Genomic DNA, 16,432 nt, shown 5'->3' on the forward strand with positions numbered 1-16,432 from the left:
TTGGGATGTATCGCGGCGGCAAGCGCGCGAATTCCCTGGAGCATAGTGAACTATGTGACAGGGATGAGGAAGCGCAGCCAACAAAGATACAGCCGGAAGTATGAAGAACAAAGAGTGCAATGGGACAGGTTCCAGATTAATCAACGATTAGATAGATAAGGAATACCCCCCATGTCAGAACGTTTACCAAATGACGTGGATCCGATCGAAACTCGCGACTGGCTACAGGCGATCGAATCGGTCATCCGTGAAGAAGGTGTTGAGCGTGCTCAGTATCTGATTGACCAACTCCTTTCTGAAGCCCGCAAAGGCGGGGTGAAGGTTGCTGCTGGCACATCTACAGGCAGTTACGTCAACACTATTGCCGTTGAAGACGAACCGGAATATCCGGGGAATCTGGATCTGGAACGTCGAATTCGTTCTGCGATTCGTTGGAACGCCATCATGACCGTTCTGCGCGCATCGAAAAAAGATCTGGAACTGGGTGGCCACATGGCTTCCTTCCAGTCCTCCGCAACGTTCTATGAAGTGTGCTTTAACCACTTCTTCCGTGCGCGCAACGAGCAGGATGGCGGCGACCTGGTTTACTTCCAGGGCCACATTTCTCCGGGCGTATACGCACGTGCGTTCCTCGAAGGCCGTCTGACCGAAGAGCAGATGAACAACTTCCGTCAGGAAGTTCACGGTAACGGTCTGTCCTCTTATCCGCACCCGAAACTGATGCCGGAATTCTGGCAGTTCCCGACCGTCTCCATGGGTCTGGGCCCAATCGGCGCTATCTATCAGGCGAAATTCCTCAAGTATCTGGAACACCGCGGTCTGAAAGACACCTCTAAACAAACCGTTTATGCCTTCCTGGGCGACGGCGAGATGGACGAGCCGGAATCTAAAGGCGCTATCACCATCGCGACCCGTGAAAAACTGGATAACCTGGTCTTCGTCATCAACTGCAACCTGCAGCGTCTGGATGGCCCGGTCACCGGTAACGGCAAAATCATTAACGAGCTGGAAGGTATCTTCGCCGGTGCCGGCTGGAACGTTATCAAGGTTATCTGGGGCGGTCGTTGGGATGAGCTGCTGCGTAAAGACACCAGCGGTAAGCTGATTCAGCTGATGAACGAAACCGTTGACGGTGACTACCAGACCTTCAAATCCAAAGATGGCGCGTACGTTCGCGAGCACTTCTTCGGTAAATATCCGGAAACCGCCGCGCTGGTTGCCGACTGGACTGACGAGCAGATCTGGGCTCTGAACCGCGGTGGTCACGATCCGAAGAAAGTCTTTGCTGCACTGAAAAAAGCGCAGGAGACCAAAGGCAAAGCGACCGTTATCCTGGCACATACCATTAAAGGGTATGGCATGGGCGATACCGCTGAAGGTAAAAACATCGCTCACCAGGTGAAGAAAATGAACATGGACGGCGTTCGCTATGTTCGCGATCGTTTCAATGTTCCGGTTGCCGATGCGGATATCGAAAAACTGCCGTACGTGACCTTCCCGGAAGGCTCCGAAGAGCATACCTATCTGCACGCTCAGCGTCAGAAACTGCACGGCTATCTGCCGAGCCGTCAGCCGAACTTCGATGAGAAGCTGGAGCTGCCGACCCTGGAAGATTTTGCTCCGCTGCTGGAAGAGCAGAACAAAGAAATTTCTACCACTATCGCGTTCGTTCGTGCCCTGAACGTGATGTTGAAGAACAAGTCCATCAAAGACCGCCTCGTGCCGATCATCGCCGATGAAGCGCGTACCTTTGGTATGGAAGGCCTGTTCCGTCAGATTGGTATCTACAGCCCGAACGGCCAGCAGTACACCCCGCAGGACCGTGAGCAGGTTGCTTACTACAAAGAAGACGAAAAAGGTCAGATCCTGCAGGAAGGGATCAACGAACTGGGCGCAGGCGCATCCTGGCTGGCGGCGGCAACGTCTTACAGCACCAACAACCTGCCGATGATCCCGTTCTACATTTACTACTCCATGTTCGGCTTCCAGCGTATCGGCGACCTGTGCTGGCAGGCTGGCGATCAGCAGGCTCGCGGCTTCCTGGTCGGCGGGACTTCCGGTCGTACCACGCTGAACGGTGAAGGTCTGCAGCACGAAGATGGCCACAGCCATATTCAGTCTCTGACTATTCCGAACTGTATCTCTTACGATCCGTCTTACGCGTACGAAGTTGCGGTCATCATGCACGATGGTCTGGAGCGTATGTACGGTGAGAAACAAGAGAACGTTTACTACTACATCACCACGCTGAACGAAAACTACCACATGCCGGCGATGCCAGCAGGTGCCGAGGAAGGTATCCGTAAAGGTATCTATAAACTCGAAACCGTTGAAGGTAGCAAAGGTAAAGTTCAGCTGCTGGGCTCCGGTTCTATCCTGCGTCACGTTCGTGAAGCAGCGCAGATCCTGGCGAAAGACTACGGCGTGGGCTCTGACGTGTACTCCGTCACCTCCTTCACCGAACTGGCCCGTGATGGTCAGGACTGTGAGCGCTGGAACATGCTGCACCCGCTGGAAACTCCGCGCGTTCCGTACATCGCTCAGGTGATGAACGACGCTCCGGCTGTAGCATCAACCGACTATATGAAACTGTTCGCCGAGCAGGTCCGTACTTATGTACCGGCTGACGACTACCGCGTGCTGGGTACTGATGGCTTCGGACGTTCCGACAGCCGTGAGAACCTGCGTCACCACTTCGAAGTTGATGCTTCTTATGTGGTGGTAGCGGCACTGGGCGAACTGGCTAAACGTGGCGAAATCGATAAGAAAGTGGTGGCAGATGCCATCATCAAATTCAACATCGATGCAGAAAAAGTTAACCCGCGTCTGGCGTAAGAGGTAAAAGAATAATGGCTATCGAAATCAATGTACCGGACATCGGGGCTGATGAAGTTGAAATCACCGAGATCCTGGTCAAAGTAGGCGATAAAGTTGAAGCCGAACAGTCGCTGATCACTGTAGAAGGCGATAAAGCTTCTATGGAAGTCCCGTCTCCGCAGGCTGGCGTCGTAAAAGAGATCAAAGTCTCTGTCGGCGACAAAACTGAGACCGGCAAACTGATCATGATTTTCGATTCCGCCGACGGTGCAGCTGATGCTGCACCTGCCAAGGCAGAAGAGAAGAAAGAAGCGGCCCCGGCAGCAGCACCTGCTGCAGCGGCGGCAAAAGACGTTCACGTACCGGATATCGGCGGCGACGAAGTTGAAGTCACCGAGATCATGGTTAAAGTGGGCGATACCGTTGCGGCTGAACAGTCCCTGATCACCGTAGAAGGCGATAAAGCCTCTATGGAAGTTCCGGCGCCGTTCGCGGGTACCGTGAAAGAGATCAAAATCAACACCGGCGACAAAGTGTCTACCGGCTCGCTGATCATGGTCTTCGAAGTGGCTGGCGCAGCACCTGCTGCGGCCCCGGCACAGGCAGCCGCTCCGGCCGCTGCCGCGGCACCGGCGGCAGCAGCTGGCGCGAAAGACGTTCACGTACCGGACATCGGCGGTGATGAAGTCGAAGTCACCGAAGTGATGGTAAAAGTGGGCGACAAAGTTGCCGCTGAACAGTCCCTGATCACCGTAGAAGGCGACAAGGCTTCTATGGAAGTGCCGGCACCGTTTGCAGGCACCGTAAAAGAAATCAAAATCAGCACCGGCGACAAAGTCTCTACCGGTTCTCTGATTATGGTCTTCGAAGTGGAAGGCGCTGCGCCTGCCGCCGCTCCGGCTGCTGCTCCGGCACCGGCTGCCGCTCCGGCAGAGAAGGCTAAACCGGCCGCCGCTCCTGCGGCGAAAGCGGAAGGCAAATCTGAGTTTGCTGAAAACGACGCTTACGTTCATGCGACGCCGCTGATTCGTCGTCTGGCGCGCGAATTCGGCGTCAACCTGGCGAAAGTGAAAGGCTCCGGTCGTAAAGGCCGTATCCTGCGCGAAGACGTTCAGGCTTACGTGAAAGACGCGGTGAAACGCGCTGAAGCTGCGCCTGCCGCTGCCGCCGGTGGTGGTCTGCCGGGCATGCTGCCGTGGCCGAAAGTGGACTTCAGCAAGTTTGGTGAAGTGGAAGAAGTTGAGCTGGGCCGTATCCAGAAAATCTCTGGTGCGAACCTGAGCCGTAACTGGGTAATGATCCCGCACGTTACGCACTTCGATAAAACTGATATCACCGATCTGGAAGCCTTCCGTAAGCAGCAGAATGCTGAAGCTGAGAAGCGCAAGCTGGACGTGAAATTCACCCCGGTTGTCTTCATCATGAAAGCGGTTGCCGCTGCGCTTGAGCAGATGCCACGCTTTAACAGCTCGCTGTCCGAAGATGCACAGCGTCTGACGCTGAAGAAATACATCAACATCGGGGTGGCGGTTGATACGCCGAATGGTCTGGTTGTTCCGGTCTTTAAAGATGTGAACAAGAAGAGCATTACCGAGCTGTCTCGTGAACTGACGGTTATCTCTAAGAAAGCGCGTGATGGTAAGCTGACTGCGGGCGAAATGCAGGGCGGTTGCTTCACCATCTCCAGCATCGGTGGCCTGGGGACAACCCACTTCGCGCCGATTGTCAACGCGCCGGAAGTGGCGATCCTCGGGGTGTCTAAATCCGCGATGGAACCGGTGTGGAATGGTAAAGAGTTTGTACCGCGTCTGATGATGCCTATCTCTCTGTCCTTCGACCACCGCGTGATCGATGGTGCTGATGGTGCGCGCTTTATCACCATCATCAACAACATGCTGAGCGATATTCGCCGCCTGGTGATGTAAGCGAAAAGCCGGCCTGACGGCCGGCTTTTTTCTGGTAATCTTGTCTTCGTTTCGGGGTTATCAGCAACAAAGGACAAAATCGTTTGCCGTTTGTTGTTTCAAAATTGTTAACAATTTTGTAAAATGCAGGCGGATAGAACGTCCCGGTGGACATGGGCGTAATTTACACAAAAAAATTCGAGTTGCGTCAAGGCGGCAAGGGAGTGAATCCCTGGAGCGTACAAGCAGTACGTAACCGGGGTGAGCGAGCGCAGCCAACGCAGAGGCGGCTTGAAGGATGAAGTGTATAACAATAGCGTCAGACCCGCCGGATACAAACTACAGAGGTCATGATGAGTACTGAAATTAAAACTCAGGTCGTGGTACTTGGGGCAGGTCCTGCAGGCTATTCTGCTGCCTTCCGTTGCGCTGATTTAGGTCTGGAGACCGTCATCGTAGAACGTTACAGCACCCTCGGCGGTGTTTGCCTGAACGTCGGCTGTATCCCTTCTAAAGCACTGCTGCACGTTGCTAAAGTTATCGAAGAAGCGAAAGCGCTGGCCGAGCACGGCATCGTTTTTGGCGAACCGAAAACCGACATTGACAAGATCCGCACCTGGAAAGAAAAAGTCATCACTCAGCTGACCGGTGGTCTGGCTGGCATGGCCAAAGGTCGTAAAGTGAAGGTGGTTAACGGTCTGGGTAAATTCACCGGCGCTAACACCCTGGAAGTGGAAGGTGAAAACGGTAAAACCGTGATTAACTTCGACAATGCGATCATCGCCGCAGGTTCCCGTCCGATTCAGCTGCCGTTCATTCCGCACGAAGATCCGCGCGTATGGGACTCCACCGATGCGCTGGAGCTGAAATCCGTACCGAAGCGTATGCTGGTTATGGGTGGCGGTATCATCGGTCTGGAAATGGGCACCGTGTACCATGCGCTGGGTTCAGAGATCGACGTGGTTGAAATGTTCGACCAGGTGATCCCGGCTGCCGACAAAGACGTGGTTAAAGTCTTCACCAAACGCATCAGCAAGAAATTCAACCTGATGCTGGAAACCAAAGTGACTGCCGTTGAAGCAAAAGAAGACGGTATCTATGTTTCCATGGAAGGCAAAAAAGCCCCGGCTGAAGCACAGCGTTATGACGCGGTGCTGGTTGCTATCGGTCGCGTACCGAACGGTAAAAACCTCGACGCAGGCAAAGCGGGCGTTGAAGTTGACGAACGCGGCTTTATCCGTGTTGACAAGCAGCTGCGTACCAACGTGCCGCACATCTTCGCTATCGGCGATATCGTCGGTCAGCCGATGCTGGCGCACAAAGGTGTTCACGAAGGTCACGTTGCCGCCGAAGTTATCTCCGGTCTGAAGCACTACTTCGACCCGAAAGTGATCCCGTCAATCGCCTACACCGAGCCAGAAGTTGCCTGGGTTGGCCTGACCGAGAAAGAAGCGAAAGAGAAAGGCATCAGCTATGAAACTGCCACCTTCCCGTGGGCAGCTTCTGGTCGTGCGATCGCTTCAGATTGCGCAGACGGTATGACCAAACTGATCTTCGACAAAGAGACCCACCGTGTTATCGGCGGCGCGATTGTCGGCACCAACGGCGGCGAGCTGCTGGGTGAAATCGGCCTGGCTATCGAAATGGGTTGTGATGCAGAAGACATCGCTCTGACCATCCACGCGCACCCGACTCTGCACGAGTCCGTTGGCCTGGCGGCAGAAGTGTTCGAAGGTAGCATTACCGACCTGCCGAACGCGAAAGCGAAGAAAAAGTAAGTTTTTCTTTCCGGCAAAATGTAAAAGCGGCTCTGAGAGCCGCTTTTTTTATGTCCGATGTTTAGAACTGTGTCTGCGTTAATAAATCGGCACATCTTATAGATACATTGAAAATAATTACGCCATAAACTTATAGGCAGTTAACTATCTGTGAGGTGTGTTATGAAACTCGTTTTAACAACTGCCCTGTTTGCTGCCACCCTGGCTTCTGCGGTGGCTTGCGCCGCAGATCCTTCCATTCCCTGGGCCGACAATAGCGGTGGCACGGAAAACACCCATATCGCCGCCATGGGTCAGAACCTGAATGCGCAGCATCAGGCGATCAGCAAAACCACGGAAGGCGTGTGGGCGGCGAACTCAGGCAGTATTCACAATGATGAGGCGGCCTTAAGCAGCAGCAAGCCAGCCTTCAGCGGCTATCCACAGCTGATGCCGCATCAGGGCTAAACATCGTCAGATGAGGAAACCAGCCCGGCGGCATACGGATGCGCCGGGCAGGGGGTTATTGTTCGATAGCCTGCCATTTTTCATCTGGCGTAAAGCGGGTAATCGCCTGAACTAACGTCTCCGTATCCTTACCTAAATTTGCCTGATAAACGCGATCGTTCTGGTCGATCATAAAGCTCATCACGCCGGTTTCACCCCATGCAACGGGCCACGCCAGCAGGGCGACCGTCTGCTTGTCACCGTCATGGATAATGCGGAAACGGTAGCCGTGATAGCCTTCGCCCGGTTCGACGGGGCTAAAGGCTGGCCCCAACGGGCTCGGCTCTTCACCGGGCTGAGTTGGCCAGTACAGACCGTCTTTTTTCCCCGCGCTACTGAACAGCTTTTTGGCGTAACGCTGGAAGTGCTGATAATACTCATTTTGTGCATCAACGTAGGCGTGCATCGCCTGGATTGCCGACAGCTCGTTACGGCCGATTTCTCGCGTCTGGATCTCATCTGCCGCCTGCGCCATATCGAAGTGCCAACCCTCGGCGCTTTTCAGCATCGGCAGCGGCAGCTGCCACTCTTCACGGCCTACGTTGAGGTGTGCCATATCCCCCTGTTCGACAATCTTATGGCCGACTTTCCAGTCGCGAAGAAAACGGGCGACGGCTTGCGGATCTGCCTCCCGCTGCGGCAGGTACTGACGCCAGTCCTCCCCCAGCAGGTCATTGAGCGCGGGCTCATTTTGCGTCGAAATGGCCTCCGCCAGCGCGGTGGCGGCCTTCTCCGGGGTGGCAAAATACTGTTGGGCAAAAACGGGCAGGGCAAAAAGCGCCAGCCAGCCAGAAATCAGGACTTTTTTCATGACCGCTCCTTAGCGATGACGCAGTTCGCGATGTTGGCCCGTGCGCTGTTGCGCCGCCGCACGCTGGTTAGTGTTGAGGTGCGCTGTACTCCGGCTCTGCGCGCCCCGCTGGCGCTGGGCCTCCCATGATGGCGAGCGGCTGTCATTGCCGCTGAACGCATTCGAACGAACATTCTGCACTCTCTGCTGGCGCTGCTGCGGCGGGCGCTGTTGAACCTGCGACTTCGCCGCGTCGCGATGCTGTTGCTGCTGCGTCGTCGGGTTCTGGAGGTGCGAGTTTGCTTTGTCCCGTCGCTGCTGTTGGGGCGCCGGATTTTGTTGCTTTTGCTTCGCCGCCGCGCGGTTTTCCGGGGTGTCATAGCCCCGGTAGTTGCTGCGCTGGGTGATTTTGTTGAGCTGCTGTGAGGCCGCCTGGCGTTGGGTATCCCTGTTGCCTGCCGCCGCCGTCGCTCCGCCCGCGGTCAGACCTTTTGCCGCGCCGTTGTGAGTGCTGTGCTGGAACTGGTCGAGCGCCGCCTGACGCTGACTGGTCAGGTTCGCCGGAGTGTGCTGCGTGGCGCTCAGGCCGCCGGGAACGTTGGTCTGGTGGAAACGCTGCGCCACGTTATTGTTCGGGTACGGCACATTGTTGCGGAACGCCGGGTTGTGCTGCCAGCTAGCGTTGTTGCCGTCAAAACGCTGCTTGTTGAAATGGTTGTAGTTATCGACGTCGATATTGATATTGTTGTTCCCGCCGCCATGGTAGCCGCCGTGATCCCAGTCATCGTCGTGATGATAGTCATCATCCCAGTCGATGCTGCTGAACAGCGCATAAGTGGTGGCTACCCCGAGGCTGAAACCGAGGCCGTTGACGAAGCTGTTGGTAAACTGTTCACCCGGCGTTGGCGGCAAATAGACCGGCGGGTACGCGGTGTTCGGCCAGGTGCCATAAACCGTATTGGGGTTGTAGGTTGGCACATACACCACCTTCGGATCGGTAGATTCAATCTTGATGATTTCTGTGGTGGGCGCAGGCTCGACCACCGTGGTGGTTTTCGTCGTTGACGTGGCGGTGGAAGTCGCCGGTGGCGGCGTCGCTTTGGTTGTGGTCACCTTCTGCTGCGGCGACGATTTTAGCGTCCCGGTTTGCTGGGCGATGGCACGCAGTTTCTGCACCGAATTCATCACGTCCTGCGGCTGTGCGAGAAACGCGTTACCCAGGTCCTGCACCCACTGCGGATTTTCACCCATCAGCGACAGCAGCGCCGGGAAGGCGACCAGCGATTTCACGCTGGGGTCCCACGGCTGGTTCGCCACGGCCTGCACGGCGGCGTCACCCTGCATCGTTGGGTTATCCTGCGACCACTGGACGGCCTGCAGGACGTTGCTCGGGTAGGTTGACGCCATTAACACCTGCGACAGCAGGTTATCCGGATAAAGGGCGACGGGGGCGACCCACCGATCGATTTGCGCCGCCGTGTAGGTGGCCGCGACCGGTTGCGCCGTCGGAGCGGCGGACTCAACGGCAGCGGCGGTGGGTTGGGGGGCAGGAGCGGGCGGCGTTTCTGCGGCGCGGCTTGTCACGTACAGGGCCCCGGAGGCAGCTAATAGCCCGGCACTGCACACCAGGGCAATCACGTGGGGTTTCAAAGGTCGTATCATGTTAGCTCCCGGCGCTATAGTTTGGCCCGTTTCCACTGAGTATCGCCGAAAATAGCGCTCGCGACGGAGTATAAGCCGGTCTATTTTTGATTTTTGATGATTGTTGGGATTTTGCTCAGTTATGTGTAACAGAATTAAATTTATATCCCGGGAAATGTACGTAAAGCCTGTAAAATCCTGCCCTTAACGATTCAGCTAAATTTTAATGTTGCTTTTTTGTAAACAGATTAACACCTCGCCAAAATCCTGCTATGCTGCCGACGCGGTATCGGGCATTTACCCTACAAACTGCTGTCTCACAGGAGCGTGAAGAGAATCGCCTACCGCATTTTACAATGAGAGCGAGGAGAACCGTCGTGCTAGAAGAATACCGTAAGCACGTAGCTGAGCGTGCAGCCGTTGGGATTGTTGCCAAACCCTTAGATGCAACCCAAATGGCCGCGCTGGTAGAACTGCTGAAGAGCCCGCCTGCGGGTGAAGAAGAATTCCTGTTAGACCTGTTAATCAACCGTGTACCGCCGGGCGTCGACGAAGCCGCCTATGTTAAAGCCGGATTCCTTGCCGCTATCGCCAAAGGCGAAGCGACCTCCCCACTGGTTACCCCTGAAAAAGCCGTTGAACTGCTGGGCACCATGCAGGGCGGTTACAACATTCACCCGCTGATTGATGCTCTGGACGATGCTAAACTGGCGCCGATCGCCGCCAAAGCGCTGTCCCATACCCTGCTGATGTTCGATAACTTCTACGACGTAGAAGAGAAAGCCAAAGCGGGTAACGAGTACGCTAAACAGGTCATGAAATCCTGGGCTGACGCCGAGTGGTTCCTGAACCGTCCGCAGCTGGCTGAGAAAATCACCGTCACCGTATTCAAGGTCACCGGCGAAACCAACACCGATGACCTGTCTCCGGCCCCCGATGCCTGGTCCCGCCCGGATATCCCGCTGCACGCGCTGGCGATGCTGAAAAACGCCCGCGAAGGTATCGAGCCGGATCAGCCGGGTTCCGTTGGCCCGATTAAGCAAATTGAAGCGCTTCAGCAAAAAGGTTTCCCGCTGGCCTACGTCGGTGACGTAGTTGGTACAGGCTCTTCGCGTAAATCCGCCACCAACTCGGTGCTGTGGTTTATGGGTGACGATATCCCGAACGTGCCGAACAAGCGCGGCGGCGGTCTCTGCCTGGGCGGCAAAATTGCACCTATCTTCTTCAATACCATGGAAGATGCCGGCGCGCTGCCAATTGAAGTGGACGTCAACAACCTGAATATGGGCGACGTGATTGACGTTTACCCGTTCAAAGGCGAAGTGCGTAACCACGAAACCAACGAACTGCTGGCAAGCTTCGAGCTGAAAACCGATGTGCTGGTTGATGAAGTCCGCGCCGGCGGCCGTATTCCGCTGATCATCGGTCGCGGCCTGACCACGAAAGCGCGTGAAGCGCTGGGTCTGCCGCACAGCGACGTATTCCGTCAGGCAAAAGACGTGGCGGAAAGCAGCCGCGGCTACTCGCTGGCGCAGAAAATGGTTGGCCGCGCCTGCGGCGTTGCCGGTGTTCGTCCGGGCGCTTACTGTGAACCGAAGATGACCTCCGTCGGTTCCCAGGATACCACCGGTCCGATGACGCGTGATGAACTGAAAGACCTGGCGTGCCTTGGTTTCTCCGCCGATCTGGTGATGCAGTCCTTCTGCCACACCGCGGCCTATCCGAAGCCGGTTGACGTCACCACGCACCATACGCTGCCAGACTTCATTATGAACCGTGGCGGTGTCTCTCTGCGTCCGGGCGATGGGGTTATCCACTCCTGGCTGAACCGTATGCTGCTGCCGGATACCGTCGGTACCGGTGGTGACTCTCATACCCGCTTCCCGATTGGTATCTCCTTCCCGGCAGGTTCTGGTCTGGTGGCCTTTGCCGCCGCGACCGGCGTCATGCCGCTGGATATGCCGGAATCGGTGCTGGTTCGCTTCAAAGGCAAGATGCAGCCGGGGATCACCCTGCGCGATCTGGTCCATGCGATCCCGCTGTACGCGATTAAGCAGGGGCTGCTGACCGTTGAGAAGAAAGGGAAGAAAAACATCTTCTCTGGACGCATTCTGGAAATTGAAGGTCTGCCGGATCTGAAAGTTGAGCAGGCGTTTGAGCTGACCGATGCGTCCGCAGAGCGTTCTGCTGCCGGCTGTACCATTAAGCTGAATCAGGAACCGATCGTCGAGTATCTGAACTCCAACATCGTCCTGCTGAAGTGGATGATCGCAGAAGGCTACGGCGATCGTCGTACGCTGGAGCGTCGCATCCAGGGGATGGAAAAATGGCTGGCGGATCCGCAGCTGCTGGAAGCCGATGCCGATGCCGAGTATGCCGCGGTGATCGATATCGATCTGGCGGATATCAAAGAGCCTATCCTGTGTGCACCGAACGATCCGGACGATGCGCGTCTGCTGTCCGATGTGCAGGGTGAGAAGATTGACGAAGTCTTCATCGGTTCCTGCATGACCAACATCGGTCACTTCCGTGCGGCGGGTAAACTGCTGGACAGCCACAAAGGCCAGCTGCCGACTCGTCTGTGGGTGGCTCCGCCAACCCGTATGGATGCGGCGCAGCTGACTGAAGAAGGCTACTACAGCGTGTTTGGTAAGAGCGGCGCGCGCATTGAAATCCCTGGCTGTTCCCTGTGTATGGGTAACCAGGCGCGCGTGGCGGACGGTGCGACGGTGGTATCCACTTCAACCCGTAACTTCCCGAACCGTTTAGGCACCGGCGCTAACGTCTATCTGGCCTCTGCGGAGCTGGCTGCGGTCGCTTCCCTGCTCGGCAAACTGCCGACGCCGGAAGAGTACCAGACCTTCGTCGCTCAGGTGGATAAGACTGCGGCGGATACCTATCGCTACCTGAACTTCAACCAGCTGGAACAGTACACTGATAAAGCTGACGGTGTGATTTTCCAGACCGCGGTATAAGCGAATCTTGCTGCTCAAAGCCACTCTTCGGAGTGGCTTTTTTATTGCTGCGCTAAACGTACTCCGATAACCATCGGCATCTGGTAAAGGCGCAAGGGATTTGACGCCGACAGACCGGCAGCTGGCAAAGAATGGTGGAATAATGCCCGCCAGTTGGCGGCAAGACGACCGGTTAACCAACTGAGGCGCTTTTATTTACTGTTGCTCTATCTGGTCCACTTTTTTTCTGCCCGGGGGCTGCGATAATTACCCTATGGGTACAATGTAGCGGTGACGCATTGCCCTTGCAGAGGAAGACACTATGGATTACGAGTTTCTGCGCGATATTACCGGAGTGGTAAAGGTGCGAATGTCGATGGGCCACGAGGTGGTGGGGCACTGGTTTAACGAAGAGGTGAAAGATAACCTCGCCCTGCTGGATGAAGTGGAACAGGCCGCGCGCACCGTAAAAGGCAGCGTGCGTTCCTGGCAGCGTGCCGGACATGAATACACGCTATGGCTGGATGGCGAAGAGGTGATGATTCGCGCCAACCAGCTGGAGATTTCAGGTGATGAAATCGAAGAGGGGATGAGCTACTACGACGAAGAAAGCCTCTCTCTGTGCGGCGTTGAGGATTTTTTACAGGTGGTGGCCGCGTACCGCGAGTTTGTCAGCAAAGCGTAACCCCCTTCATGCATTCACGCCGGGAGCCGAACTCCCGGCTTATTTTTGCCCTGAATGATTAATTGATTTTATTTAATCATTTTAAAACTGTGATCGCGCGTGTTTATCGTTTGTTGTTGATTAAATATAATCAATGTGATTTCATTTAATCATATTAATGACAGGCGGCACGACATGAACATCAAAAAAGCAATAGAGCGAGTACCCGGAGGCATGATGGTTGTGCCACTGGTCATCGGTGCGGTCATAAATACGTTTGCACCTCATGCGCTGGAGGTCGGCGGGTTTACAACCGCGCTCTTTAAGAACGGTGCTGCACCGCTGATTGGCGCATTTTTGCTGTGTATGGGGGCGGGGATTAGCATCAAAGCCGCTCCTCAGGCGTTGTTACAGGGGGGGACTATCACGCTGACCAAACTCCTTATCGCCATCGCGCTAGGGCTGGGGGTTGAACATCTTTTCGGCGCCGAGGGGATCTTCGGTTTGAGCGGCCTGGCGATTATTGCCGCCATGAGCAATTCCAACGGCGGGCTTTATGCGGCGCTGGTTGGGGAGTTTGGCAATGAACGTGATGTCGGCGCTATCTCTATTTTGTCACTGAACGATGGTCCTTTCTTCACCATGATCGCGCTGGGGGCGGCAGGTATGGCCAACATTCCGATCATGGCACTCGTTGCGGTACTGATTCCTCTGATTGTTGGCATGATCCTTGGCAACCTTGACGTGCACATGCGCGACTTCCTGACGAAAGGCGGACCGCTGCTCATTCCATTTTTTGCTTTTGCTCTGGGGGCTGGTATCAATCTGGAAATGTTGCTCCAGGGCGGGCTGGCGGGCATTCTCCTCGGCATTCTGACCACCTTTATTGGCGGATTTTTTAATATTCGTGCCGATCGGCTGGTCGGAGGAAGTGGTATCGCTGGCGCTGCAGCATCCAGCACGGCCGGTAACGCGGTGGCTACACCGCTGGCGATTGCCCAGGCCGATCCTTCGCTGGCATCCGTCGCTGCCGCGGCGGCCCCGCTCATAGCGGCCTCGGTTATCACGACCGCAATCCTGACGCCGATACTGACTTCCTGGGTGGCAAAAAGGCAGGTGCGTCAGCTTCCGGAGGAAAAGAACACATGAAAATGATCGTGATTGCCGATGATTTTACGGGATCGAATGATACCGGGGTACAGCTGGCGAAAAAAGGCGCACGAACGGAAGTGATGCTCAGTACCTCGCAGAAGCCTTCACGTCGCGCCGATGTGCTTATCATCAATACCGAGAGCCGGGCTGTTTCCGCAGAGCTGGCCGCAAAGGCCGTGCGTCGCGCACTCGCGCCGTGGTGTGAAACGATAGCCCCGCCGCTGGTGTACAAAAAAATTGATTCTACCTTTCGTGGTAACGTCGGGGCTGAAGTTGTGGCGGCGATGCAAGCCAGCGGTAGTCGCATGGCGGTGATTGCCGCGGCTATTCCTTCCGCCGGCCGCACTACGCAGAACGGCCTGTGTCTGGTCAACGGTGTTCCGCTTCTGGAGACCGAATTTGCCAGCGATCCGAAAACGCCAGTTACGTCGTCCCGAATTGCTGAACTGATCGCGCTGCAAAGCGGTATTCCTGTTTACGAAGTTCATCTGGAGGAGGTCCGACACGGAGGACTCAGCGCCGTTTTGAGCGCCCTGGACGCCGAAGGCGAGTGCATGGTGGTCGTTGATGCCGTTGAGGATCGCGATCTGATGCTGATCGCTCAGGCTCTCGGGGAACAAGAACGGCTTCCGCTGATGGTCGGAGCGGCGGGCCTTGCAAATGCCTTGCCTGTCAGCTTCTTTATGCAAGAGCAGCAGACTCTGCCTGTGCTGGTGGTGGCAGGCTCAATGAGTGAGGCCACGCGCCGACAGGTGGATCGTGCGCTTTACGAAGGGAGAGCAGAGGTGGTGGATATCGACGCCTCCCGCCTGATCTCTTCCTCATATGCCCTGGAGATAGCCTCGGTGGCAGAGCAAGCCTGCGCCCAGCTCGGTCGCCAGCATCATACGATCTTGCGTACCAGTCGCAGCGCGGAAGATCGACATCTGATCGAGAGTTTGTGTGGTTCCGCCGCGATAAGTCGCCAGCAACTGGGGGAGATGCTAAGCCAACGGATCGGGGCGATCACATTGCAGATCCTCGGGCAGGCGCGAGTCGGCGGCCTGTTTCTGACTGGGGGCGACATCGCCACTGCGGTGGCCAACGCGTTGGGCGCGGAGGGATATCGGATTCAGAGTGAGGTTGCGCCCTGCATTCCTTGCGGGACATTTATCAACAGCGAACTGGATGATTTGCCGGTGATCACTAAGGCCGGGGGATTTGGATCGGACAGCACGCTGTGCGATGCGCTTTATTATATTGAGGAGATGTATAGTGGGCATTAAGACTATTGCTATCACGATGGGCGATCCCGCGGGGATTGGGCCAGAAATTATTGTTAAAGCCCTCGCGGAAGATTCACTGAACGGTACGCCTGTGGTGGTGGTCGGTTGTCTGCAAACCCTGAAGCGGTTGCAGGAAAAAGGTCTGGCAGCGGATGTCGAGTTTCGCGCTATCAACGAGGTGGCCGCTGCGCGCTTTACGCCCGGAGTAATCCATGTGATTGATGAGCCGCTGGCGGATCCACAGGCGCTGGTGCCGGGAAAAGTTCAGGCCCAGGCGGGCGATCTGGCCTATCGTTGTGTCAAGCGGGCGACGGCGCTGGCGTTGAAAGGTGACGTTCAGGCGATCGCCACGGCGCCTCTGAACAAAGAGGCATTGCATCTCGCCGGACATAACTATCCCGGGCATACCGAACTGCTGGCGACGCTGACCGAAAGCCGCGATTATGCCATGGTGCTGTTCACGGAGAAGCTGAAAGTTATCCATGTGTCGACGCATATCGCCCTACGCACATTCCTGGACACCCTGAATACGTCCCGCGTCGAAACCGTTATCGCGATTGCAGATACTTTTCTCAAGCGCGTCGGCTATGCGAAACCGCGCATTGCCGTCGCCGGAGTCAATCCTCATGCGGGTGAGAATGGCCTGTTTGGTGATGAAGAAGGCCGGTTTCTGGTGCCGGCCATTTCCAGCGCAAAGGCCAAAGGGATAGCGGTTTACGGCCCTTGCCCTCCGGATACGATTTTTCTTCAGGCCTATGAAGGGCAATACGATATGGTGGTCGCCATGTACCACGATCAGGGACATATTCCATTGAAATTATTAGGTTTCTATGATGGCGTTAATATTACTGCCGGCCTGCCGTTTATCCGGACGTCAGCCGATCACGGGACCGCTTTTGATATCGCCTGGACGGGAAAAGCAAAATCTGAGAGCATGGCTATATCGATAAAACTGGCAATGCAACTGGCGTAATTCCCTGT

Annotated in this window: 11 protein-coding genes; 9 read left to right on the top strand and 2 right to left on the bottom strand. The window is 55.9% G+C overall.

What is annotated here, in order from left to right:
• The first annotated feature begins 171 nt into the window (after window positions 1-171).
• The 4 genes from aceE (at window position 172) to BV390_RS15070 (ending at window position 6,946) form a co-directional block, all read left to right on the top strand.
• The gene (gene aceE, locus BV390_RS15050; protein WP_032689465.1) at window positions 172-2,835 is read left to right on the top strand and encodes a pyruvate dehydrogenase (acetyl-transferring), homodimeric type; all 2,664 of its coding nucleotides are present in this window, start codon (window positions 172-174) and stop codon (window positions 2,833-2,835) included.
• Window positions 2,836-2,849: 14 nt separating this feature from the next.
• Window positions 2,850-4,742 (top strand): pyruvate dehydrogenase complex dihydrolipoyllysine-residue acetyltransferase, encoded by a 1,893-nt coding sequence (gene aceF / locus BV390_RS15055; RefSeq protein ID WP_032689463.1) that lies wholly within the window; start codon window positions 2,850-2,852, stop codon window positions 4,740-4,742.
• Window positions 4,743-5,074: 332 nt separating this feature from the next.
• On the top strand, window positions 5,075-6,499 hold the full coding sequence (lpdA, locus tag BV390_RS15065) for a dihydrolipoyl dehydrogenase (RefSeq protein ID WP_004857924.1): 1,425 nt from the start codon (window positions 5,075-5,077) through the stop codon (window positions 6,497-6,499).
• 162 nt (window positions 6,500-6,661) lie between these two features.
• Complete coding sequence (locus BV390_RS15070; RefSeq protein WP_032689462.1) at window positions 6,662-6,946, top strand: hypothetical protein; 285 nt, start codon at window positions 6,662-6,664, stop codon at window positions 6,944-6,946.
• Between the two features lie 55 nt (window positions 6,947-7,001).
• On the opposite strand, the gene BV390_RS15075 is transcribed toward BV390_RS15070, so the two are convergent.
• Together BV390_RS15075 and BV390_RS15080 are read right to left on the bottom strand one after the other, a co-directional pair.
• Window positions 7,002-7,796, bottom strand: a complete 795-nt coding sequence (locus BV390_RS15075) for a DUF2950 family protein (RefSeq protein ID WP_064793472.1) — start codon at window positions 7,794-7,796, stop codon at window positions 7,002-7,004.
• A 9-nt stretch (window positions 7,797-7,805) separates the two neighbouring features.
• Complete coding sequence (locus BV390_RS15080; RefSeq protein WP_085397069.1) at window positions 7,806-9,437, bottom strand: DUF3300 domain-containing protein; 1,632 nt, start codon at window positions 9,435-9,437, stop codon at window positions 7,806-7,808.
• 356 nt (window positions 9,438-9,793) lie between these two features.
• Between BV390_RS15080 and acnB the strand changes: the two genes are divergently transcribed.
• The 5 genes from acnB to BV390_RS15105 all read left to right on the top strand — a co-directional run bounded on the left by acnB (window position 9,794) and on the right by BV390_RS15105 (window position 16,424).
• Window positions 9,794-12,391: a bifunctional aconitate hydratase 2/2-methylisocitrate dehydratase gene (gene acnB, locus BV390_RS15085; protein ID WP_049267581.1), complete on the top strand. Its 2,598-nt coding sequence runs from the start codon at window positions 9,794-9,796 to the stop codon at window positions 12,389-12,391.
• A 301-nt stretch (window positions 12,392-12,692) separates the two neighbouring features.
• Window positions 12,693-13,055 (top strand): protein YacL, encoded by a 363-nt coding sequence (gene yacL / locus BV390_RS15090; protein WP_085397070.1) that lies wholly within the window; start codon window positions 12,693-12,695, stop codon window positions 13,053-13,055.
• A gap of 174 nt (window positions 13,056-13,229) precedes the next feature.
• Window positions 13,230-14,183 (top strand): 2-keto-3-deoxygluconate permease 1, encoded by a 954-nt coding sequence (locus tag BV390_RS15095; RefSeq protein ID WP_032689458.1) that lies wholly within the window; start codon window positions 13,230-13,232, stop codon window positions 14,181-14,183.
• Window positions 14,180-15,451 (top strand): D-threonate kinase, encoded by a 1,272-nt coding sequence (gene dtnK / locus BV390_RS15100; RefSeq protein WP_085397071.1) that lies wholly within the window; start codon window positions 14,180-14,182, stop codon window positions 15,449-15,451. The genes BV390_RS15095 and dtnK overlap by 4 nt, the downstream gene beginning before the upstream one ends.
• On the top strand, window positions 15,441-16,424 hold the full coding sequence (locus BV390_RS15105; protein ID WP_123198885.1) for a D-threonate 4-phosphate dehydrogenase: 984 nt from the start codon (window positions 15,441-15,443) through the stop codon (window positions 16,422-16,424). The genes dtnK and BV390_RS15105 overlap by 11 nt, the downstream gene beginning before the upstream one ends.
• Window positions 16,425-16,432: the final 8 nt, after the last annotated feature.

Source organism: Klebsiella sp. YJ, from assembly GCF_002108615.1.
GTDB classification, from domain to species: domain Bacteria; phylum Pseudomonadota; class Gammaproteobacteria; order Enterobacterales; family Enterobacteriaceae; genus Klebsiella; species Klebsiella planticola.

What these genes read in the sequence shown, in the direction of transcription:
- aceE (WP_032689465.1), top strand. Translation starts at nt 172, where the DNA reads ATGTCAGAACGTTTACCAAATGACGTGGATCCGATCGAAACTCGCGAC.
- aceF (WP_032689463.1), top strand. Translation starts at nt 2,850, where the DNA reads ATGGCTATCGAAATCAATGTACCGGACATCGGGGCTGATGAAGTTGAA.
- BV390_RS15095 (WP_032689458.1), top strand. Translation starts at nt 13,230, where the DNA reads ATGAACATCAAAAAAGCAATAGAGCGAGTACCCGGAGGCATGATGGTT.
- dtnK (WP_085397071.1), top strand. Translation starts at nt 14,180, where the DNA reads ATGAAAATGATCGTGATTGCCGATGATTTTACGGGATCGAATGATACC.
- BV390_RS15070 (WP_032689462.1), top strand. Translation starts at nt 6,662, where the DNA reads ATGAAACTCGTTTTAACAACTGCCCTGTTTGCTGCCACCCTGGCTTCT.
- BV390_RS15080 (WP_085397069.1), bottom strand. Translation starts at nt 9,437, where the DNA reads ATGATACGACCTTTGAAACCCCACGTGATTGCCCTGGTGTGCAGTGCC.
- yacL (WP_085397070.1), top strand. Translation starts at nt 12,693, where the DNA reads ATGGATTACGAGTTTCTGCGCGATATTACCGGAGTGGTAAAGGTGCGA.
- lpdA (WP_004857924.1), top strand. Translation starts at nt 5,075, where the DNA reads ATGAGTACTGAAATTAAAACTCAGGTCGTGGTACTTGGGGCAGGTCCT.
- BV390_RS15075 (WP_064793472.1), bottom strand. Translation starts at nt 7,796, where the DNA reads ATGAAAAAAGTCCTGATTTCTGGCTGGCTGGCGCTTTTTGCCCTGCCC.